The sequence below is a fragment of the Streptococcus sp. DTU_2020_1001019_1_SI_AUS_MUR_006 genome (genome assembly GCF_032340315.1).
Taxonomy (GTDB): domain Bacteria; phylum Bacillota; class Bacilli; order Lactobacillales; family Streptococcaceae; genus Streptococcus.
Genome location: NZ_CP135436.1, coordinates 1,329,498 through 1,351,472 on the forward strand (window position 1 = coordinate 1,329,498; position 21,975 = coordinate 1,351,472).

The following is a 21,975-nucleotide window of genomic DNA, read 5'->3' on the forward strand; positions in this document are numbered from 1 at the left end:
TATGGGATACACAGTTGCTGTTGTCGGCGCTACAGGTGCCGTTGGTGCTCAAATGATCAAAATGTTGGAAGAATCAACTCTTCCGATCGATAAGATTCGTTACCTTGCGTCTGCACGTTCTGCAGGAAAGGTCTTGCAATTCAAAGGTCAAGATGTGACCATTGAAGAAACAACAGAAGACGCTTTTGAAGGGGTTGATATTGCTCTTTTCTCAGCTGGTGGATCAACTTCTGCAAAATACGCACCTTATGCTGTTAAAGCAGGTGCAGTCGTCGTAGATAACACATCTTATTTCCGTCAAAATCCAGATGTACCATTGGTTGTTCCTGAAGTGAATGCCCACGCCCTTGATGCTCACAACGGAATCATCTCTTGTCCTAACTGTTCAACAATTCAAATGATGGTGGCTCTTGAGCCAGTTCGTCAAAAATGGGGCTTGGACCGTATTATCGTTTCAACTTACCAAGCTGTTTCAGGTGCTGGTATGGGAGCAATTCTTGAAACCCAACGTGAGCTTCGTGAAGTCTTGAATGATGGCGTAAATCCACGTGATTTGCATGCGGAAATCCTACCTTCAGGTGGAGATAAGAAACACTATCCAATCGCCTTCAACGCTCTTCCACAAATTGATGTTTTCACTGACAATGACTACACTTACGAAGAGATGAAGATGACGAATGAAACCAAGAAAATCATGGAAGACGATAGCATTGCCGTATCAGCAACATGTGTACGTATTCCAGTCTTGTCAGCTCACTCTGAGTCAGTCTATATTGAAACAAAAGAAGTAGCACCAATTGAAGAAGTGAAAGCTGCTATTGCTGCATTCTCAGGTGCAGTTCTTGAAGATGATGTTGCTCACCAAATCTATCCTCAAGCAGTTAATGCTGTTGGTTCACGTGATACTTTCGTCGGACGTATCCGTAAAGATTTGGATGCAGAAAAAGGTATTCATATGTGGGTGGTTTCTGATAACCTTCTTAAAGGTGCTGCTTGGAACTCAGTTCAAATCGCTGAGACTTTACATGAACGTGGTCTAGTACGCCCAACAGCTGAATTAAAATTTGAATTGAAATAATGTGTAGGAGTTCATTTGAACTCCTTCTTTAAAATAGAAAGGTGTTTTGTATGTCTTATCAAGATTTAAAAGATTGTAAAATTATCACAGCCTTTATTACTCCTTTTCATGAAGACGGGTCAATCAATTTCGATGCCATTCCAAAGTTGATTGAACATTTATTAGCACATCATACAGACGGAATTCTCCTAGCAGGAACAACTGCTGAGAGTCCGACTCTAACTCACGATGAGGAGTTGCAGTTGTTTGCAGCTGTTCAAAAGGTTGTCAATGGCCGTGTTCCTTTAATTGCCGGTGTTGGTACCAATGACACACGTGACTCTATCGAGTTCGTCAAAGAAGTAGCAGAGTTTGGTGGTTTTGCGGCTGGTCTTGCGATTGTTCCTTACTATAATAAACCATCCCAAGAAGGTATGTATCAACACTTTAAAGCTATTGCAGATGCTTCTGATTTGCCAATTATTATTTATAACATTCCAGGACGTGTAGTTGTCGAAATGACTCCTGATACTTTACTTCGTTTGGCGGAACATCCAAATATTATCGGTGTCAAAGAATGTACCAGTCTTGCCAATATGGCTTACTTGATTGAGCATAAACCAGAAGAATTTTTGGTTTATACTGGTGAAGATGGAGATGCCTTCCATGCTATGAATCTAGGTGCAGACGGAGTTATCTCTGTTGCTTCCCATACAAATGGGGATGAGATGCATGAAATGTTCACTGCAATCGAAGAAAGTGATATGAAGAAAGCGGCAGCTATTCAACGTAAATTTATTCCTAAAGTCAATGCACTCTTCTCTTACCCAAGTCCAGCACCTGTTAAGGCAGTACTCAACTATATGGGATTCGAAGCTGGGCCAACTCGTCTACCTTTGGTTCCTGCGCCTGAAGAGGATGCTAAACGCATTATCAAGGTTGTTATTGATGGGGATTACGAAGCAACCAAGGCAACTGTCACTGGAGTCCTTCGCCCGGATTACTAAGATAACTAATATAAAAAAACTTTCTAAACAAGTCAAATTGTTGGAAAGTTTTTTTCTTTTTCTACGAATAAATAGATAGAGAGAAAAACAAGGAGTCTATCATGAAAATTAAGATTGATAATTTTGAGATTTATAAGTTGAAACAAGCAGGTTTAAGTAATCAACAGGTTTTAAAGGTACTTCAATATGGAGAAATCTATGATCAAGAATTAACCCTAGAAACGATAGCAGAAGCATCTGAGTGTAGAAATCCAGTAGTTTTTATGGAACGTTACCATAAACTCACCTTTGAAAGTATGGAGAGATTAAGAAGTGACTTTGAAAAATTTCCCTCATTTTCAATTCTGGACGATGTTTATCCCTTTGCTCTCAGTGAAATCTATGATGCTCCAGTATTGTTATTTTATAAGGGCGATTTAAATCTTTTAAAGTTACCTAAGATTGCGGTTGTAGGCAGTCGCTCTTGTAGTCAAACAGGGACAAAATCAGTTCGTAAGGTTATTGAAGAACTTGAGAATGAGCTGGTGATTGTGAGTGGGCTTGCTAGAGGGATTGATACTGCAGCGCATATGTCTATTCTTCAAGGTGGTGGAAAAACTATTGCAGTTATAGGGACTGGCTTGGATGTCTATTATCCTCGATCTAATAAACGACTGCAGGACTACATCGGTGAATATCATTTGCTACTGAGTGAATATGGACCTGGTGAAGAACCCTTAAAATATCACTTTCCAGCACGAAATCGGATTATTGCTGGCCTATGTATGGGTGTTATCGTTGCTGAGGCAAAGATGAGATCTGGTAGTTTGATTACCTGTGAGCGAGCTATGGAAGAAGGAAGAGATGTTTTTGCTATTCCAGGTAGCATTTTAGACGGTCGTTCAGATGGTTGTCATCACTTGGTTCAGGAAGGTGCAAAACTTGTTTCAAGTGGTCAGGATGTGCTAGCAGAATTTGAATTTTAAGAACTAACAAGGTTTTATCAGTTAAACTTTTCTTCTATATATAGGAGTTAAGTCTTGACAGGTTTTTAAAAATGGTTTACACTTTATAAAGTTTATTACTTTGAAAAGGTGTGATACTGTGGCTACGGCAACAAAGAAGAAAAAATCAACAGTTAAAAAAAATCTAGTAATCGTGGAGTCGCCTGCAAAGGCTAAAACGATTGAAAAATACCTGGGTAGAAATTATAAGGTTTTAGCCAGTGTTGGTCATATTCGTGATTTGAAAAAATCCAGTATGTCAGTCGATGTAGAAAATAATTATGAACCCCAATATATCAATATTCGTGGGAAAGGTCCTCTGATCAATGACTTGAAAAAAGAAGCTAAAAAAGCCAATAAAGTCTTTCTCGCAAGTGACCCGGACCGCGAAGGAGAAGCAATTTCTTGGCATTTAGCTCATATTCTTAATCTAGATGAAAATGATGCTAACCGTGTTGTTTTCAACGAGATTACCAAGGATGCGGTAAAAAATGCCTTTAAAGAACCTCGTAAGATTGATATGGATTTGGTGGATGCCCAACAAGCCCGTCGTGTCTTGGACCGCTTGGTAGGTTATTCTATTTCACCGATTTTATGGAAAAAGGTCAAAAAGGGCTTGTCAGCTGGCCGTGTTCAGTCTGTTGCTCTCAAGTTAATCATTGACCGTGAAAATGAGATCAATGCTTTTCAACCGGAAGAATATTGGACTATTGATGGAGTCTTCAAAAAGGGGACTAAGCAATTCCAAGCATCCTTCTATGGAATGAATGGCAAGAAGATGAAATTGACAAGCAATGAAGAGGTCAAAGAAGTCTTGTCTCATCTATCCAGCAAAGACTTTACAGTTGATCAGGTAGATAAAAAAGAACGCAAGCGTAACGCTCCACTCCCTTATACTACCTCAACTATGCAGATGGATGCAGCTAATAAAATCAATTTCCGTACTCGAAAGACTATGATGGTTGCCCAGCAACTCTATGAAGGGATTAATATTGGTACGGGCGTCCAAGGTTTGATCACCTATATGCGTACAGACTCGACTCGTATCAGTCCAGTTGCTCAAAATGAAGCAGCAAACTACATTAACGAACGTTTTGGCAGTAAGTATTCTAAGCATGGCAGCAAGGTAAAGAATGCGACTGGTGCACAGGATGCCCATGAGGCTATCCGCCCATCAAGTGTCTTTAACACACCAGAAAAAATTGCTAAGTATTTGGATAAAGATCAACTTAAGCTTTATACCCTTATCTGGAATCGCTTTGTAGCGAGTCAGATGACGGGTGCTATCTTTGATACCATGGCTGTGAAGCTCTCTCAAAATGGAGTTCAGTTTGCAGCGAATGGTAGTCAGGTCAAATTTGACGGTTACTTGGCCATTTACAATGATTCAGATAAGAATAAGATGTTGCCGGATATGGTAGTTGGTGATGTCGTCAAGCAGGTCAATAGTAAGCCTGAGCAGCACTTCACTCAACCGCCAGCACGTTATTCGGAAGCGACACTGATTAAAACTTTGGAAGAAAACGGAGTCGGTCGCCCATCAACTTATGCACCTACCATTGAAACTATTCAAAAGCGCTATTATGTGCGTTTGGCAGCCAAGCGTTTTGAACCAACAGAGTTGGGAGAAATTGTTAACAAGCTCATCGTTGAATATTTCCCTGATATCGTCAATGTAACCTTTACAGCTGAAATGGAAGGTAAACTGGATGATGTCGAAGTTGGAAAAGAGCAGTGGCAACGAGTCATTGATGAATTTTACCAACCCTTCTCTAAAGAGGTTGCCAAAGCCGAAGAGGAAATGGAAAAAATCCAAATCAAGGATGAGCCAGCAGGATTTGATTGTGAAGAGTGTGGCAGTCCGATGGTTATTAAACTTGGTCGTTTTGGTAAGTTTTATGCTTGTAGCAATTTCCCAGATTGCCGTCATACACAAGCAATCGTGAAAGAAATTGGTGTGGAGTGTCCAAGCTGTCATCAAGGTCAAATTATTGAACGAAAAACTAAGCGTAATCGTATCTTTTATGGTTGCAATCGCTATCCAGAGTGTGAATTCACTTCTTGGGACAAGCCTGTTGGACGAGATTGTCCAAAATGTGGCAACTTCCTCATGGAGAAAAAAGTCCGTGGTGGCGGTAAGCAGATCGTTTGTAGTAATGGTGATTACGAAGAAGAAAAAATCAAATAAAAAAAATGAGTCCTGAAAGTAAATTTCAGGCTCTTTTGATTAGTGCTTGACAAAATTCATCATTGTATGCGAAACTAGAAGAAGATTATTTTATACTCAATGAAAATCAAAGAGCAAACTAGGAAGCTAGCCGCAGGCTGCTCAAAGCACTGCTTTGAGGTTGTAGATAGAACTGACGAAGTCAGTAACATATATACGGTAAGGCGACGCTGACGTGGTTTGAATTTAATTTTCGAAGAGTATTAACTAGGAGAAGTTATGCGTATTATCTATCTGATTATTGGATTTCTGTCATTAGCTCTGGCTATTGTTGGAGTTGTCTTGCCCTTGTTGCCCACGACTCCTTTTCTTTTGTTGTCTATTGCTTGTTTTTCCAGAAGTTCCAAGCGTTTTGAAGATTGGCTTTATCATACCAAACTTTATCAGACTTACGTGGCGGACTTTCGTGAGACCAAGTCTATTGCGCGTGAACGTAAGAAAAAAATTATTGTATCGATTTATATCTTGATGGGAATTTCCATTTATTTTGCGCCTCTTTTACCAGTCAAAATCGGTTTGGGATGTTTAACCATCTTTATTACCTACTATCTTTTTAAGGTGATTCCTGATAAAGAATAACTTTAATAAGTAACGATTTTCCTTGATAAAAACAAAAACATATTCGAAATAATATGATATAATAAATTTAAAGTAATCTTCAAGGAGAATCAAATGATTTACGAATTTTGTGCTGAAAATGTAACCTTGCTTGAAAAAGCTATGCAGGCAGGAGCTCGCCGTATCGAGCTCTGTGACAATCTAGCAGTTGGTGGAACAACTCCAAGCTACGGAGTGACCAAGGCAGCTGTGGAACTGGCTGCCGACTACGATACGACCATTATGACTATGATTCGACCACGTGGTGGTGATTTTGTCTACAATGATTTAGAAATTGCCATCATGCTTGAGGATATTGTTCTAACTGCTCAAGCAGGAAGCCAAGGTGTCGTCTTCGGTGCCTTAACAGCTGATAAGAAGTTGGACAAGGTCAATCTTGAAAAATTGATTGCTGCATCTAAAGGTATGGAAATTGTTTTCCATATGGCTTTTGATGAATTGAGCGACCAAGATCAGTTGGAAGCCATTGATTGGCTCAGCCAAGCTGGAGTGACACGCATCCTGACTCGTGCTGGTGTATCTGGCGACTCGTTAGAGAAACGCTTTGCTCACTATCACAAAATTTTAGAACACGCTGCAGGAAAGATTGAAATTTTACCTGGTGGAGGCATTGACATGGACAACCGTCAAACCTTTATTGACCAACTGGGTGTGACACAATTACATGGAACTAAGGTCGTCTTTTAATAAATAGAAAGGAACTGCTAGCTTTTGGTAGCAGTTTTCGCTTATGTTTGAAATTTTTAAAGCTTATCAGTTTAATAGTAAAAAGGCTAAAGAGTATGGATTTGTAGAAAATCAAGGCGTATGGAACCATAGTTCGACTATCTTGCACGGAGATTTTCTCATGAGAGTTATAGTTGTGGACGGAGACTTATCTTTTCAAGTTTTTGACAAGGAAACTGGTGATCTTTATCCTCAAGTTCACATGGAAAGTATGAGAGGTACTTTTGTTGGAACTGTTCGAGAGGCTTGTTTAGAAGTTCTTTATGACATTCGAAAGGCCTGTTTTGACGTGCAGGGATTTCTCTGTCCACAGACTAAGAGAATTATGGCAGTTGTTCAAGAAAAGTATGGAAATCAATTGGAATATCTATGGGAGAAATCCCCTGATACAGCTGTTTTGCGCCATGAGGACAATCAAAAGTGGTATGCTGTTTTGATGAGAATCTCTTGGGATAAGCTTGAAAAGGGGAGAGAAGGACTAGTGGAAGCAGTCAATCTCAAGCAGGATCAAGTATCTGATTTGTTGGTAAAAAAAGGGATTTATCCAGCCTTTCATATGAACAAGCGCTACTGGATTAGTGTGCCACTTGATGACAGTTTATCAGATGAAGAGGTGCTAGAATTGATCGAAAAAAGTTGGAACTTGACCTTGAAAAAGTAATTAGATTTACTTGATTTTTCAAATACTTTCAATTAGCAAAATATTCTTTACTGAAGAAATTTTCAGAAAATATTGGATTTTTTCTTGACATGTGTTTTTTCCTATGCTAAAATACTAAACAAGATATCAAACGAAGGAGAAAGTCAAACATGAAAACAGCTAAGTTTAATCAATTTGCTTTGTTGTTGAGGTACTCGGACTAGTGCAAAAGCATTAGTCCTGTTTGGCTTACCAAGCGGGAGTAAATCAACATCTCGCTTGGAACTCCGAGCGAGATGTTTTTTTAAAACCGAATTTAGAAAAGGGGAAATCTTATGAGAACAGTTGAATTTCTAGATACTAGCCTTCGAGATGGTGAGCAGACACCAGGTGTTAATTTTTCGATCAAGGAAAAGATTGCCATTGCAAGACAATTGGAAAAATGGGGAATTTCGGCAATTGAAGCTGGTTTTCCAGCAGCTAGTCCAGACTCATTTACTGCAGTTCAGGAAATCGCAAAAGTTTTGAAGAAAACAGCGGTGACTGGTTTAGCTCGCTCTGTTAAATCAGATATTGACGCTTGTTATGAAGCACTGAAGGATGCTAAGTATCCACAAATCCATGTTTTTATCGCTACTAGTCCTATTCATCGTGAATTTAAGTTGAATAAAAGCAAAGAGGAAATATTGGAAGCTATTAAAGAGCATGTTTCCTATGCACGGAGTAAATTTGAAGTGGTAGAATTCTCTCCTGAAGATGCGACTAGAACTGAGCTGGATTTCCTCTTACAAGTCGTTCAAACAGCGGTAGACGCAGGTGCAACCTATATCAATATTCCTGACACGGTTGGTTTTACCACACCAGAGGAATATGGGAATATCTTTAAGTATCTGATTGACAATGTTAAAACCGACCGTCAGATTATCTATTCGCCTCACTGTCACGATGACCTTGGAATGGCAGTTGCAAATAGCCTTGCTGCTGTTAAGAATGGTGCGGGGCGTGTTGAAGGAACCATTAATGGTATTGGAGAACGAGCTGGGAATGCTGCTTTAGAAGAAATAGCGGTGGCCCTCAATATTCGCCAAGATTATTACCAAGCAGAGACAAGTATTGTCCTAAACGAAACGATTAATACGTCTGAAATGGTTTCTCGTTTCTCAGGAATTCCAGTTCCAAAAAACAAGGCGGTTGTTGGAGGAAATGCCTTCTCTCACGAATCAGGTATTCACCAAGACGGTGTTCTTAAAAATCCTCTCACTTATGAAATCATCACACCTGAATTGGTTGGTGTCAAGAGTAATAGTCTTCCGCTCGGTAAATTGTCTGGTCACCATGCCTTTGTAGAAAAACTGAGAGACTTAGCCCTAGATTTTACAGACGAAGACATCAAACCACTTTTTGCTAAGTTCAAGGCCTTGGCAGACAAGAAGCAAGAAATCACAGATGCTGATATTCGAGCTCTGGTAGCTGGCACCATGGTTGAAAATCCAGAAGGCTTTCACTTTGATGACTTGCAACTTCAAACCCATTCTGAAAATGATATTGAAGCGACAGTTAGATTAGCTAATTTTGATGGTGAGAAAGTTGAATTTAATGCAACAGGTCAAGGCTCTGTTGAAGCTATTTTCAATGCTATTGATAAATTCTTTAATCAATCTGTTCGCTTGGTATCCTATACGATTGATGCGGTAACGGATGGGATTGATGCCCAGGCACGTGTATTGGTCACTGTTGAAAACAGAGATACAGAGACTATCTTTAACGCAGCTGGACTTGATTTCGATGTGTTGAAGGCTTCGGCTATTGCCTACATTAATGCCAATACCTTTGTTCAAAAAGAAAATGCTGGTGAGATGGGAACAACAGTTTCCTATCGCGACATGCCTACCGTATAAAGGAGAAAGCTATGACAAGAAAAATAGTTGCCCTAGCAGGTGATGGTATAGGCCCAGAAATCATGGAAGCTGGTTTAGAAGTTTTGGAGGCTCTAGCTGAAAAAACAGGTTTTGACTATGAGATTGACAGACGACCTTTTGGAGGGGCGGGTATTGATGTTGCAGGACATCCCTTGCCAGACGAAACGCTCAAGGCTTCTAGAGAAGCGGATGCTATTCTACTCGCTGCAATCGGTAGTCCTCAGTATGATGATGCTCCATTTCGACCCGAACAAGGGCTTCTGGCCCTCCGAAAGGAACTCAATCTCTATGCCAATATTCGCCCGGTTAAAATCTTTGAGAGTCTCAAGCATTTGTCACCTCTGAAGCCAGAACGAATAACTGGTGTTGACTTTGTGGTAGTGCGTGAGTTGACAGGTGGGATTTACTTTGGAGATCATATCCTTGAAGAGAAATCGGCACGTGATATCAACGATTATAGCTATGAGGAAGTAGAACGGATTATACGTAAGGCTTTTGAAATTGCAAGAAGTCGGAGAAAAATCCTTACCAGTATTGATAAGCAAAATGTTTTGGCAACATCAAAACTCTGGCGGAGAGTTGCTGATGAAGTCGCAAAAGATTTTCCAGATGTAACCTTGGAACACCAGTTGGTCGACTCAGCTGCCATGCTCATGATTACAAATCCAGCCAAGTTTGATGTTATCGTAACAGAGAATCTTTTCGGAGATATCTTATCTGATGAATCAAGCGTTCTATCTGGTACACTCGGGGTTATGCCATCAGCCAGCCACTCTGAAGATGGTCCGAGTCTCTATGAACCGATTCACGGTTCGGCGCCTGATATAGCAGGCCTAGGAATCGCCAACCCTATTTCTATGATTTTATCAGTTGCTATGATGTTGCGAGATAGTTTTGGGCGATATGAGGATGCTAAACGTATCGAAGATGCAGTTGAAGCAACTTTAGGTGCCGGAATTTTAACGAGAGATATAGGAGGACAGGCTTCGACCAAGGAAATGACGGAAGCCATTATCGCAAGACTATGAAACTAAACGAAGGAATTACTTTTACCCTCCTGATTTGGAATCTCATCATTTTCTTGATATATGGCATTGACAAATTTAAGGCAAGAAGAGATGCTTGGCGAATACCTGAAAAATATTTATTATCATTTGCATTCTTATGTGGTGGCTTTGGTGCTTGGTTGGCAGGAATCGTTTTTCATCACAAGACTAGAAAATGGTATTTTAAAACAGTTTGGTTCCTAGGAATAGTGACTACACTAGTAGCTTTGTATTTGATATGGAGGTAATGAATGGCAGGAAAGTCGATTTTTGATAAATTATGGGACCTCCATGTGATCACAGGAGAAGAGGGACAACCTCAACTCATGTATGTGGATCAGCACTACATCCATGAAGTGACCAGTCCTCAAGCTTTTCAAGGATTACGAGATGCAGGGCGTAGATTGAGAAGACCGGATTTAACATTTGGCACTTTTGACCACAATGTCCCGACGGTCAATATCTACGATATTCGAGATGTAATTTCCAAGGCGCAAATTGATAAGTTAGCTGAAAATGTTGAGGAGTTTGGGATTGAACATGCGGCCCACGGTTCTGAAAAACAGGGAATCGTGCACATGGTAGGTCCAGAAACAGGAAGAACTCAACCAGGAAAATTCATTGTCTGTGGAGATAGCCATACGGCAACCCATGGAGCTTTTGGAGCCATCGCCTTTGGGATTGGGACTAGTGAGGTTGAGCATGTCTTCGCTACCCAGACCCTCTGGCAGGTTAAACCTAAGAAAATGTTGGTTGAATTCACTGGAGTTCCTCAAAAAGGAGTTTATTCCAAGGATTTCATTTTAGCCTTGATTGCCAAGTACGGCGTTGCTTGTGGTGTTGGATACGTGGTTGAATATCGTGGACAAGCTATTGATGCACTGAGCATGGAAGAGCGAATGACCATCTGCAATATGTCCATCGAGTTTGGTTCTAAGATGGGAATCATGAATCCGGATCAAACTACCTATGATTATCTCAAGGGACGGGAATGTGTTCCAGAGGACTTCGAAGAGGCAGTGTTGGATTGGAAAACAATTGTCAGTGATGAGGATGCCGTTTACGATAAGGTTATCCGAATGGATGTCTCAGACCTTGCTCCTATGGTGACCTGGGGGACCAACCCTGCTATGGGGGTTGACTTTGATTCTAGCTTCCCAGAAATTAAGGATATGAATGATGAACGAGCCTACAATTATATGGATTTGGAACCAGGTCAAAAGCCAGCAGATATTGAACTAGGTTATATCTTTATCGGCTCTTGTACAAATGCTCGTCTCAGCGACTTGCAACTGGCTGCGCGATTTGTCAAAGGAAAGAAAATAGCCCCTAATCTAAAAGCAATCGTGGTTCCAGGCTCTCGTCCTGTCAAACGAGCTGCTGAGAAGTTGGGCTTGGACAAGGTTTTCCTAGATGCTGGCTTTGAGTGGAGAGACCCGGGTTGCTCCATGTGCCTAGGGATGAATCCTGACAAGGTACCTGATGGTGTCCACTGCGCCTCAACCAGCAACCGTAACTTTGAAGACAGACAAGGATTTGGTGCAAAAACCCATCTTTGCAGTCCAGCCATGGCAGCTGCGGCAGCTATCGCAGGGCGATTCGTAGATGTTCGGCAAATGCCAGAAGCCCAGTAAGGAGAGGATATGGAGAAATTTACAGTTTATACGGGAACGACCGTTCCTCTTATGAATGATAATATCGACACCGACCAAATCCTACCCAAGCAGTTTCTCAAGTTAATTGATAAAAAAGGCTTTGGTAAGTACCTCATGTATGCTTGGAGATATTTGGACGATAAGTATACTGAGGATCCAGACTTTGTCTTTAACCGACCTGAATATCGGAAAGCTAGTATTCTCATCTCAGGGGATAACTTTGGGGCAGGGTCTTCGAGGGAACACGCAGCTTGGGCTCTAGCTGACTATGGTTTTAAGGTCGTGATTGCGGGGTCTTTTGGGGATATTCATTACAATAATGAACTCAATAATGGAATGTTGCCAATTGTTCAGCCCAGAGAGGTTAGAGAGAAACTAGCCAACTTGAAACCAAGCGACCAGGTAACTGTGGACTTGGAACAACAAAAAATCATTTCACCAGTTGGGGAATTCACTTTCGAAATTGATAGCGAATGGAAACACAAGCTCTTAAATGGTTTGGATGATATCGGTATTACCATGCAGTACGAAGATTTGATTGCTGCTTATGAAAAACAACGCCCAGCCTATTGGCAGGATTAGAATAAATATAGAAAAGGAAATAGAACTATGACAAAACACATTCAATGGGACGGAACACTTTCACAAGAAGGCTACGACATTTTAAAAGGTGAGGGCGGATGTATCGTTTGTCCTACTAAAGTCGGTTACATTATCATGACTAGTGACAAGGCTGGACTTGAACGTAAGTTTGAAGCCAAAGAACGTAACCGTAACAAACCAGGTGTTGTTCTCTGTGGTAGCATGGATGAGCTTCGCGCTTTAGCACAACTCAATCCAGAAATTGAAACCTTCTACCAAAAACATTGGGACGAAGACATTCTCCTTGGTTGTATTCTTCCTTGGAAACCAGAAGCTTTTGAAAAATTGAAAGCATACGGTGATGGACGTGAGGAACTCATGACTGACGTTCGTGGAACGAGTTGTTTTGTCATCAAGTTTGGTAAAGCTGGTGAACAGTTGGCTGCTAAACTTTGGGAAGAAGGCAAGATGGTCTACGCTTCATCAGCTAACCCGTCTGGAAAAGGAAATCGTGGTAAGGTGGAAGGAATCGGTCAACGTATCGAAGGAGCAGTGGATCTTGTCATTGAAGCAGACGACTATGTTGCTTCAATCCAACCTGACAAAACAATCGAAACTCGCTACGAGCAAGGTGTGATGGTATCTATGGTTGATAAAGACGGCAAGCTTATTCCAGAACAAGGAGGAGCGCGCTCAACATCACCAGCACCAGTTGTGATCCGTAAAGGACTTGACATCGATAAAATCATGATGCATCTGTCAGACACCTTTAACTCATGGGACTACCGTCAAGGGGAGTATTATTAATATTGAAAAGAAGTCTAGTGTTAAGAGACATTGAAGCTCCTAACGCTGGGCTTTTTCTTTAGAAATTCTTTTCATTTTTTGATAGATATGATATGCTAGATGCAGAATATATTAATAGAATGTAGTTTCGTTCAAAGTAAAATATCTTACTTTGAACGAAACAAATATAATTTAAGTCTAACAATAAATTTTTAATAAGCAAGGAAAACACAATGGTTTCAAAACAAACTTTCATTGACAGGATAAAAAAAGAATTCCCAGATGCAATTGAAAATCAAACAAAAAGTTATATTTCTTTTCAGGTTAAAAATAGGAAAGGGAAGTTACAAAATTTTATAGAGATTAATTTTCAAAATAAAGGAATAAAGATTGCCGTTCTCTCTAAGAGTCTTCATGATTCAGATATTTTGTTGTTTAATAAGAAGCCTGATTCATTCGGTTGGACACTTGATGCTGAGTATTTTATTGAGGATGAAAATTCATTAAATGAGATTTTACCTTTTATAAATAAATCTTATGAATTTGTAAAAAGTGGAATTAAATCAGAGTGTTATAAAGACTTCAAAGAATTTTTGTCTAAATTTGTGAATCAAGCAAATATCTATAATTCAAAAGATATAGAAATTAAACGTTCTCAAAAATTAGATGGAGCTGAACATATTTACCCTGCTCTGACTATTGAGGGTATTCCGTACAAAGTTGAAATGCTTAACACAGGTCATTTTGGTCCAAAGAGTGGTAATGGATATATTAAATCACCTTACTTTGGTTATCGGCTGAGTGACATGGATAACTCATGGATAAATATAAGGTGTGGTTTTCAGAGATTTAAACTCACAGAATTTAAAATAGTAAAATGGTATAGTAATAATCGAGATGAAGATTTAGATTATAAATACTTTGTCAAGGACTTAGAGTTGGAATCAACTGCTGAACCTAACGATATTTTAAAAGAGTTTTATGATAATTTCACTAGTTTTTATAGAGAATCAGAAAAGGAAGAGATAAACATGTCAGAAAATATCAACGAGTATAAGAATATCTTATTACAATCCAAAAACCTCATCCTCCGCGGTGCTCCTGGCACGGGAAAAACTTATCTTGCTAAAGAAATTGCTAAAGAATTAACGGATGGAAACGAAGATCAAATCGGCTTTGTACAGTTTCATCCATCTTATGATTATACGGATTTTGTTGAGGGTTTAAGACCGGATTCAAATGAGGATGGCAGTATATTTTTTAAATTAAAAGAAGGTATTTTTAAGAAGTTTTGTCAGGATGCTATAGATTCTAAGAAGATTGGAGGTCAAGATAATTTTGATGAAGCTTGGGATCTTTATCTTGAGTATGTAAATAACAGAGATGAAAAAGAATATTTGACAGAATTTTCCTATCTAACAGTAAATAGTCGAAATAATTTTAATATCAATTATGAAACTAAAGCCCAAGGAACTGTCTTAACAAAATCTTATGTTTATGAACTATATAAAGATGAAAACTATCTGAAACAGCCCTATTATCATAACCAAGGAAAAAAAGTCCTTGAAACTTTAAAGAAAAGATTTGGTTTGAAAGACTATATTTCTCCAGAAGAGGTTGAAATAGACAAGAATTTTGTCTTCATCATCGATGAGATCAATCGTGGGGAGATTTCTAAGATTTTTGGCGAACTCTTTTTCTCTATCGACCCTGGCTATCGTGGTGAAAAGGGAAGTGTTTCTACTCAGTATGCTAACTTACACAAGACTGATGACAAGTTCTATATTCCAGAGAATGTCTATATAATTGGAACAATGAATGATATTGACCGCTCGGTGGACACCTTTGATTTTGCTATGCGTCGTCGTTTCCGTTTTGTTGAAGTTACTGCTGAAAGCCAATTAGGTATGCTCGATACTGCTCTTGGTGATAAAGCTGAAGAAGCAAAAATTCGTCTAAGAAACTTGAATGCTGCTATTGAAAATATTCAAGAATTAAACAGTCATTACCATATCGGACCAAGTTATTTCCTTAACTTGAAGGATGTAGATTTTGACTATGAATTACTCTGGTCTGATTATCTCAAACCGCTTTTGGAAGATTATGTACGGGGTACTTATGAGGAATTTGAAACTCTGGAAACTTTGAAAAAAGCATTTGATCTGATAAATAACGAGCGAACAGAACCGCAAGATATTGGTGATAATGATGCGGATAACTGATAATCAGCATAGAATTGCTAAGGAAGACTTTGTCGCAGAATATCCCAAACTAAGTCAAGCAGTTCTTGATAGAACACTGGATAACCTTTCTAAAGAGGACAATATTTTTATTTTTCCAAATGATTTGATGAATTCTCCTGATTTAGACAAGGACCAAAAGATTTTGGAAACAGTTAATCAGGAAATCAAGACAGGAAACGTGATTGGTTTTCTTGGATATGGTCAGGAAAGATTAACGCTTTCCTCTCGTTTTTCTGATGGAAGTAACGACCACTTTTTGCATTATCTCTTACAAAAGGTACTCAATATCAATCTGACTAGTTTGGATGTTGGTTTATCTCCTGAAGACAAACTCTATCAACTCTTGGTTTACCTCTTTCCCAAGTATCTGCAAGCTGCTCTCCGAAAAGGTCTCTATAAGGAATACCAGAGATTTTCTCATAATGACAGTCATGTAAAGGGAGTGATAGATGTTGGAAATCATCTTAAAAGAAATGTTCCTTTCACGGGAAATATTGCCTACACAACGAGAGAGTTTACCTATGATAATCCCCTCATGCAGTTGATTCGGCATACGATTGAGTACATAGAGACTCAAAAAAGTTTTGGAGCACTACTCGATAATAATCGTGAAACTATGGCTGAAGTTACGCGTGTAACCCCTTCTTATAAATTAGCCGATCGTGCTAAATTTATAAGAATAAATAAAACCAAACCTCTTCGTCATGCCTATTTTCGAGAGTATAGAAAATTGCAAGAACTTTGCCTGATGATTCTAAATAGAGAAAAGCATGGTTTAGGATACCAAGAGCAAAAAATCCATGGTATTCTTTTTGATGTTGCCTGGCTTTGGGAAGAGTATGTTTATACCTTGTTGCCAAAAGATTTCATCCATCCACGAAATAAGGATAAGACGGACGGTGTTTCGGTATTTTCTGATCGTAAACGAAAAGTTTTCCCAGATTTTTATAATAGAGAACTAAGAACAGTTTTAGATGCTAAATATAAAAAACTAGAATTTACTGAAAAAGGAATTAAACGTGAGGACTTGTTCCAGCTGATTTCCTATTCTTATATTTTAGAAGCTGAGAAAGCTGGACTAATTTTTCCTAGTATAGAGCAGTCAGTAAATAGAGAAATAGGAAAACTAGCTGGCTATGGAGCTCAATTGAAGAAGTGGTCTATTCAAATCCCTAAGAATGCTTCATCTTACAATGAATTTTATAAAATGATGGAAATCTCTGAAGAAATTTTTAAAAGGAATATTGATAAGGAAGTGGGGAGACAATAATCTTTCCTCTTTCTTTTGTTATTTATACAAAAAATCCGAACATTATATTTTAATTTATAAAATTATTTGACAAAAACTGTACTTTGATTTATACTTAATTAAGGAAACGTCATAAAAGACGTAGGGATGCGCAAGCATAGGTAGGTCATTACAAAAGAAACGAGACATCGATATGTTAAACGAATTTCCAATCTTTGACTATGAAGATATTCAGCTAATCCCAAATAAGTGTGTCCTTCAAAGTCGAGCAGAAGCTGATACACATGTGACCTTGGGAAAACATACCTTTAAGTTGCCAGTTGTTCCTTCTAATATGCAGACGATCTTGGATGAAGATGTTGCTGAACAGCTTGCCAAGGGTGGCTATTTCTACATCATGCACCGTTTTGATGAAGCTGGACGCATTCCTTTTGTGAAACGCATGCATGAAAAAGGTTTGATTGCTTCTATCTCTGTTGGTGTTAAAGATTACGAATATGACTTTGTTAGTCAATTAAAGGAAGATGCTCCTGAGTACATCACTATTGATATCGCTCATGGTCATGCTGACAGCGTGATTTCTATGATTCAGCACATCAAGAAAGAATTGCCAGAGACTTTTGTAATCGCTGGTAACGTTGGGACTCCAGAAGCTGTGCGTGAACTTGAAAATGCTGGTGCGGATGCGACTAAGGTTGGTATCGGTCCTGGTAAGGTTTGTATCACCAAGGTCAAGACTGGTTTTGGTACAGGTGGTTGGCAATTGGCTGCTCTCCGCTGGTGTGCTAAGGCTGCACGTAAACCGATTATCGCTGATGGAGGGATTCGTACACATGGAGATATTGCTAAATCTATCCGTTTCGGTGCAAGTATGGTTATGATTGGTTCTTTATTTGCAGGCCATATCGAAAGCCCTGGTAAAACTGTCGAAGTCGATGGTAAACAATTTAAAGAATACTATGGTTCCGCTTCAGAATACCAAAAAGGTGCTTATAAGAATGTCGAAGGTAAAAAAATCCTTCTTCCTGCTAAAGGACATTTGCAAGATACCTTGACTGAGATGGAACAGGATTTGCAAAGTTCGATTTCTTATGCTGGAGGTCGTAAAGTTGCAGATCTTCGTCACGTTGACTATGTCATTGTGAAGAACTCTATCTGGAATGGAGATGCTCACTAAAAATATGATTACTTATTTATGCCGCGAATTGGCGTGGCGTTTCTACAAGGTACCGTAAATACCTAACAATGAGTAAGCTGCAGAGATATAAGAATAGGTGTTGAATCTATTTCTTTGTTTTCCAGAGGCTTACTTGGTAAGTCTCTTTTTATTTCGGAGGTTATTGTGAAATTATTAGAAGAACGAATTTTAAAGGACGGAAACGTTCTTGGTGAGAATATTCTTAAGGTGGATTCTTTCTTGACCCACCAAGTTGATTATTCCTTGATGCGAGAAATTGGTCGTACTTTTGCAGAGCATTTTAAAAATGCTGGTATTACTAAAGTCGTAACCATTGAGGCATCTGGAATTGCCCCAGCCCTTTATGTGGCTGAACAGTTAGATGTTCCCATGATTTTTGCTAAAAAGGCAAAAAATATTACTATGAATGAAGGAATTTTGACTGCTGAAGTTTATTCTTTCACTAAACAAGTAACAAGTACCGTATCTATTGCAGGTAAGTTCTTATCTCCTCAAGATAAAGTATTGATTATTGATGATTTTTTGGCTAATGGCCAAGCAGCTAAAGGTCTGATTCAGATTATCGAGCAAGCTGGAGCTACAGTTGAAGCCATCGGAATTGTGATTGAAAAATCCTTCCAAGATGGTCGTGAACTGCTAGAAAAATCAGGTCATCAAGTAGTATCACTCGCGCGATTAGAGCGTTTTGAAAATGGAAAAGTTATCTTCAAGGAGGCAGATATCTAATGAAGCAACAGGAAAACCACTCACAGGCAGCCGTTCTTGGTTTGCAACATTTGTTAGCCATGTACTCAGGTTCAATCCTGGTACCAATCATGATTGCAAGTGCTTTAGGGTATTCAGCTCAACAGTTGACCTACCTTATTTCAACAGATATCTTTATGTGTGGGGTGGCAACTCTTTTACAATTGCAACTCAATAAACATTTTGGTGTCGGTTTGCCTATTGTTCTTGGGGTAGCCTTCCAGTCTGTTGCTCCTCTTATCATGATTGGTCAGAGTCATGGTAGCGGTGCTATGTTCGGAGCTTTGATTGCTTCAGGGATTTATGTTATCCTGATTTCAGGTATCTTCTCTAAGGTTGCCAATCTTTTCCCTGCAATCGTAACTGGTTCTGTTATCACAACAATCGGATTGACCTTGATTCCAGTTGCCATCGGAAATATGGGAAATAACGTTGAAAAACCAACTGGTCAAAGTTTAGCCTTGGCAATGATTACTGTTCTCATTATTCTTTTAGTTAATATTCTTACAAAAGGATTTATCAAATCTATTTCCATTTTGATCGGTTTGATTGCAGGTACCATTATTGCTGCTACTATGGGCTTGGTTGACTTCTCTCCAGTAGCAGAAGCTCCACTCGTTCATATCCCAACTCCATTCTACTTCGGTGCTCCACAATTTGAGATTTCTTCTATTGTAATGATGTGTATCATCGCTACTGTATCTATGGTAGAATCAACTGGTGTGTATCTTGCCCTTTCTGATATTACTAAAGATCCAATCGATAGCACTCGTCTTCGTAATGGTTATCGCGCTGAAGGTCTTGCTGTCTTACTTGGTGGACTTTTCAATACCTTCCCTTATACAGGATTTTCACAAAACGTAGGCTTGGTGAAACTTTCAGGTATTCGTACTCGTTTGCCAATCTACTATGCAGCTGGTTTCCTTATCTTACTTGGTCTTTTGCCTAAGTTCGGTGCCTTGGCACAGATTATTCCAAGCCCTGTTCTTGGTGGAGCTATGCTCGTCATGTTTGGTTTTGTTTCGCTACAAGGGATGCAAATCTTGGCGCGTGTAGACTTCGAACACAATGAACACAACTTCCTCATTGCAGCAGTTTCTATTTCTGCTGGAGTGGGATTAAACGGAAGCAATCTCTTCAATACTTTACCGACTGAATTACAAATGTTCTTCTCAAATGGTATTGTCATTGCAAGTACAGTAGCCATCGTCTTGAATGCTATTTTGAATCGTAAAAAATAAAAATAAGTGAGAAGGATAGAAATATCCTTCTCATTTTCTTTTTTAGAGCTTGAGTATTGTTTATAGAGTCCTTTTTATGGTAAAATGGTTCTATGAATGAAAGAATGAAAGAGCTCGTTGAACTGCTCAATCGCTATGCGACAGAGTATTATACAAGTGATAATCCATCTGTATCTGATAGTGAGTATGACCGTCTTTATCGTGAATTGGTAGAGTTAGAAAAAGCTCATCCTGACCAAGTTTTACCAGAAAGTCCGACACATCGTGTTGGTGGAAAGATTCTTGATGGGTTTGAGAAATATAGTCATCAGTATCCTCTTTATAGTTTGCAGGATGCTTTTTCACGTGAAGAACTGGATGCCTTTGATGCGCGTGTTCGTAAAGAATTGGATGATGTCACTTATATTTGTGAGTTGAAGATTGATGGTTTATCGATTTCCTTGACTTATGAGCAGGGAATTTTTGTTGCTGGGGCAACTCGAGGTGATGGCTCCATCGGTGAAAACATCACTGAAAATCTTAAACGAGTGAAAGACATTCCGTTATCATTACCAGAAAAATTAGATATTACTGTTCGTGGTGAATGTTATATGCCGAGAGCTTCTTTTGACCAGGTCAATCAATCTCGTCAAGAAAATGGGGAGCCAGAATTTGCCAACCCAAGAAATGCTGCTGCAGGAACCCTTCGTCAGTTAGATACAGCAGTAGTATCCAAACGTAATCTTGCAACCTTCCTTTATCAGGAAGCTAGTCCTTCAACTCGGGATAGTCAAGAGAAGGTTTTGAAACATTTAGAACAATTAGGCTTTGTGGTTAATCAAAGACGTCTATTAGCTCATAGTATGGATGAGGTTTGGGCGTTTATTCAAGAAATTGGTCGAGAAAGAGATCAGTTGCCTTATGATATCGATGGAGTTGTGATTAAGGTCAATGATCTAGCTGGTCAGGAGCAACTAGGATTTACAGTCAAAGCACCTAAGTGGGCAGTCGCTTATAAATTCCCAGCAGAAGAAAAAGAAGCGAAACTTCTTTCTGTTGACTGGACAGTAGGACGTACAGGAGTTGTGACTCCGACTGCTAATCTTACTCCAGTGCAACTTGCAGGTACAACTGTAAGTCGTGCAACTCTTCATAATGTTGACTATATCGCTGAAAAGGATATCCGTAAGGATGACACAGTCATTGTCTATAAGGCAGGGGATATCATTCCAGCTGTTCTACGAGTGGTAGAATCCAAGCGAGTGTCAGAGGAAAGACTAGATATTCCAACAAACTGTCCAAGTTGTGACAGTAAGCTTTTGCATTTTGAAGATGAGGTTGCCCTTCGTTGTATCAATCCGCGATGCCCTGCTCAAATCAAGGAAGGCTTGACGCACTTCGCATCCCGTGATGCTATGAATATCTCTGGCCTTGGTCCATCAATCGTTGAGAAACTATTTGCAGCCGATTTGGTTAAGGATGTTGCAGATATTTATCATTTGACTGTGGAAGATTTGCTCTTGCTAGATGGTATCAAGGAAAAATCTGCTCAAAAGCTCTACCAGGCTATTCAAGCATCCAAAGAAAATTCTGCTGAAAAACTCTTGTTTGGTTTAGGGATTCGTCATGTTGGAAGTAAGGCAAGTCAGTTGCTTTTACAACATTTCCATTCAATCGAATCGCTAGCACAAGCCAATCCTGAAGAAATTGCAAATATTGAAAGTTTGGGGAGTGTCATTGCTCAAAGCTTACAGACCTATTTTGCTACAGAGGGTTCTGCAATTCTTTTAAGGGAATTGAAAGAATCAGGTGTTAATCTAGACTACAAAGGACAGACAGTTGCAGCTGATGCAGCCTTGTCTGGTCTGACTGTCGTTTTGACAGGTAAGCTAGAGCGTCTTAATCGCTCAGAAGCTAAAAATAAATTAGAAAGTCTAGGAGCCAAGGTTACTGGTAGTGTGTCTAAAAAAACAGACCTTGTTGTAGCAGGAGCAGATGCAGGAAGCAAGCTCCAAAAAGCACAAGAACTGGGAATAGAGATTCGTGATGAAGCTTGGCTTGAGAGTTTGTAAGCT

Annotated in this window: 19 protein-coding genes and 1 riboswitch; all 19 genes read left to right on the forward strand. The window is 39.4% G+C overall.

Features of this window, described 5'->3' with window-relative positions:
- The first annotated feature begins 1 nt into the window (after position 1).
- The 19 genes from RRU92_RS06395 (at position 2) to ligA (ending at position 21,972) form a co-directional block, all read left to right on the forward strand.
- Entirely contained in the window at positions 2-1,078 is a 1,077-nt protein-coding gene (locus RRU92_RS06395) for an aspartate-semialdehyde dehydrogenase (RefSeq protein WP_315639008.1), read from the forward strand.
- Positions 1,079-1,128: 50 nt separating this feature from the next.
- Entirely contained in the window at positions 1,129-2,064 is a 936-nt protein-coding gene (gene dapA, locus RRU92_RS06400) for a 4-hydroxy-tetrahydrodipicolinate synthase (protein WP_000121596.1), read from the forward strand.
- Positions 2,065-2,171: 107 nt separating this feature from the next.
- On the forward strand, positions 2,172-3,029 hold the full coding sequence (gene dprA, locus RRU92_RS06405) for a DNA-processing protein DprA (RefSeq protein ID WP_152904343.1): 858 nt from the start codon (positions 2,172-2,174) through the stop codon (positions 3,027-3,029).
- Positions 3,030-3,147: 118 nt separating this feature from the next.
- Positions 3,148-5,235: a type I DNA topoisomerase gene (gene topA, locus RRU92_RS06410; protein ID WP_315639009.1), complete on the forward strand. Its 2,088-nt coding sequence runs from the start codon at positions 3,148-3,150 to the stop codon at positions 5,233-5,235.
- Between the two features lie 258 nt (positions 5,236-5,493).
- On the forward strand, positions 5,494-5,853 hold the full coding sequence (locus RRU92_RS06415) for a YbaN family protein (RefSeq protein WP_045763427.1): 360 nt from the start codon (positions 5,494-5,496) through the stop codon (positions 5,851-5,853).
- A 93-nt stretch (positions 5,854-5,946) separates the two neighbouring features.
- Entirely contained in the window at positions 5,947-6,579 is a 633-nt protein-coding gene (locus RRU92_RS06420; protein ID WP_315639010.1) for a copper homeostasis protein CutC, read from the forward strand.
- Between the two features lie 43 nt (positions 6,580-6,622).
- Positions 6,623-7,279 (forward strand): MmcQ/YjbR family DNA-binding protein, encoded by a 657-nt coding sequence (locus RRU92_RS06425; protein ID WP_315639011.1) that lies wholly within the window; start codon positions 6,623-6,625, stop codon positions 7,277-7,279.
- Positions 7,280-7,593: 314 nt separating this feature from the next.
- On the forward strand, positions 7,594-9,156 hold the full coding sequence (locus tag RRU92_RS06430) for a 2-isopropylmalate synthase (RefSeq protein ID WP_315639012.1): 1,563 nt from the start codon (positions 7,594-7,596) through the stop codon (positions 9,154-9,156).
- Positions 9,157-9,167: 11 nt separating this feature from the next.
- Positions 9,168-10,205: a 3-isopropylmalate dehydrogenase gene (gene leuB / locus RRU92_RS06435; protein ID WP_315639013.1), complete on the forward strand. Its 1,038-nt coding sequence runs from the start codon at positions 9,168-9,170 to the stop codon at positions 10,203-10,205.
- Entirely contained in the window at positions 10,202-10,471 is a 270-nt protein-coding gene (locus tag RRU92_RS06440) for a DUF1294 domain-containing protein (RefSeq protein ID WP_315639014.1), read from the forward strand. Before leuB ends, RRU92_RS06440 begins: the two co-directional genes overlap by 4 nt.
- Before the next feature lie 3 nt (positions 10,472-10,474).
- Complete coding sequence (leuC, locus tag RRU92_RS06445) at positions 10,475-11,857, forward strand: 3-isopropylmalate dehydratase large subunit (protein ID WP_315639015.1); 1,383 nt, start codon at positions 10,475-10,477, stop codon at positions 11,855-11,857.
- A gap of 9 nt (positions 11,858-11,866) precedes the next feature.
- On the forward strand, positions 11,867-12,460 hold the full coding sequence (gene leuD, locus RRU92_RS06450; RefSeq protein WP_315639017.1) for a 3-isopropylmalate dehydratase small subunit: 594 nt from the start codon (positions 11,867-11,869) through the stop codon (positions 12,458-12,460).
- Between the two features lie 27 nt (positions 12,461-12,487).
- Positions 12,488-13,267: an L-threonylcarbamoyladenylate synthase gene (locus RRU92_RS06455; protein ID WP_315639018.1), complete on the forward strand. Its 780-nt coding sequence runs from the start codon at positions 12,488-12,490 to the stop codon at positions 13,265-13,267.
- 212 nt (positions 13,268-13,479) lie between these two features.
- A complete protein-coding gene (locus tag RRU92_RS06460) occupies positions 13,480-15,468 on the forward strand; it encodes an McrB family protein (RefSeq protein ID WP_315639020.1) in 1,989 nt (662 codons plus the stop codon).
- Positions 15,455-16,759: a 5-methylcytosine restriction system specificity protein McrC gene (locus RRU92_RS06465; protein WP_315640914.1), complete on the forward strand. Its 1,305-nt coding sequence runs from the start codon at positions 15,455-15,457 to the stop codon at positions 16,757-16,759. Before RRU92_RS06460 ends, RRU92_RS06465 begins: the two co-directional genes overlap by 14 nt.
- Before the next feature lie 172 nt (positions 16,760-16,931).
- Complete coding sequence (gene guaC / locus RRU92_RS06470) at positions 16,932-17,915, forward strand: GMP reductase (protein ID WP_075229023.1); 984 nt, start codon at positions 16,932-16,934, stop codon at positions 17,913-17,915.
- A riboswitch (purine riboswitch) is annotated at positions 17,908-18,004 on the forward strand. Its footprint overlaps the gene before it by 8 nt.
- A gap of 76 nt (positions 18,005-18,080) precedes the next feature.
- Entirely contained in the window at positions 18,081-18,662 is a 582-nt protein-coding gene (locus RRU92_RS06475; protein WP_248034374.1) for a xanthine phosphoribosyltransferase, read from the forward strand.
- Positions 18,662-19,921, forward strand: coding sequence for a nucleobase:cation symporter-2 family protein (locus RRU92_RS06480; protein WP_049504130.1), 1,260 nt, complete (start codon positions 18,662-18,664; stop codon positions 19,919-19,921). Before RRU92_RS06475 ends, RRU92_RS06480 begins: the two co-directional genes overlap by 1 nt.
- A gap of 92 nt (positions 19,922-20,013) precedes the next feature.
- Entirely contained in the window at positions 20,014-21,972 is a 1,959-nt protein-coding gene (gene ligA, locus RRU92_RS06485) for an NAD-dependent DNA ligase LigA (RefSeq protein ID WP_315639022.1), read from the forward strand.
- Positions 21,973-21,975: the final 3 nt, after the last annotated feature.

Excerpts from the sequence above, each read along its gene's own strand:
- RRU92_RS06395 (WP_315639008.1), top strand. The coding sequence starts at position 2 with ATGGGATACACAGTTGCTGTTGTCGGCGCTACAGGTGCCGTTGGTGCT.
- dapA (WP_000121596.1), top strand. The coding sequence starts at position 1,129 with ATGTCTTATCAAGATTTAAAAGATTGTAAAATTATCACAGCCTTTATT.
- RRU92_RS06415 (WP_045763427.1), top strand. The coding sequence starts at position 5,494 with ATGCGTATTATCTATCTGATTATTGGATTTCTGTCATTAGCTCTGGCT.
- RRU92_RS06420 (WP_315639010.1), top strand. The coding sequence starts at position 5,947 with ATGATTTACGAATTTTGTGCTGAAAATGTAACCTTGCTTGAAAAAGCT.
- RRU92_RS06425 (WP_315639011.1), top strand. The coding sequence starts at position 6,623 with ATGTTTGAAATTTTTAAAGCTTATCAGTTTAATAGTAAAAAGGCTAAA.
- RRU92_RS06430 (WP_315639012.1), top strand. The coding sequence starts at position 7,594 with ATGAGAACAGTTGAATTTCTAGATACTAGCCTTCGAGATGGTGAGCAG.
- leuB (WP_315639013.1), top strand. The coding sequence starts at position 9,168 with ATGACAAGAAAAATAGTTGCCCTAGCAGGTGATGGTATAGGCCCAGAA.
- RRU92_RS06440 (WP_315639014.1), top strand. The coding sequence starts at position 10,202 with ATGAAACTAAACGAAGGAATTACTTTTACCCTCCTGATTTGGAATCTC.
- leuC (WP_315639015.1), top strand. The coding sequence starts at position 10,475 with ATGGCAGGAAAGTCGATTTTTGATAAATTATGGGACCTCCATGTGATC.
- leuD (WP_315639017.1), top strand. The coding sequence starts at position 11,867 with ATGGAGAAATTTACAGTTTATACGGGAACGACCGTTCCTCTTATGAAT.
- RRU92_RS06455 (WP_315639018.1), top strand. The coding sequence starts at position 12,488 with ATGACAAAACACATTCAATGGGACGGAACACTTTCACAAGAAGGCTAC.
- RRU92_RS06460 (WP_315639020.1), top strand. The coding sequence starts at position 13,480 with ATGGTTTCAAAACAAACTTTCATTGACAGGATAAAAAAAGAATTCCCA.
- RRU92_RS06465 (WP_315640914.1), top strand. The coding sequence starts at position 15,455 with ATGCGGATAACTGATAATCAGCATAGAATTGCTAAGGAAGACTTTGTC.
- guaC (WP_075229023.1), top strand. The coding sequence starts at position 16,932 with ATGTTAAACGAATTTCCAATCTTTGACTATGAAGATATTCAGCTAATC.
- RRU92_RS06480 (WP_049504130.1), top strand. The coding sequence starts at position 18,662 with ATGAAGCAACAGGAAAACCACTCACAGGCAGCCGTTCTTGGTTTGCAA.
- ligA (WP_315639022.1), top strand. The coding sequence starts at position 20,014 with ATGAATGAAAGAATGAAAGAGCTCGTTGAACTGCTCAATCGCTATGCG.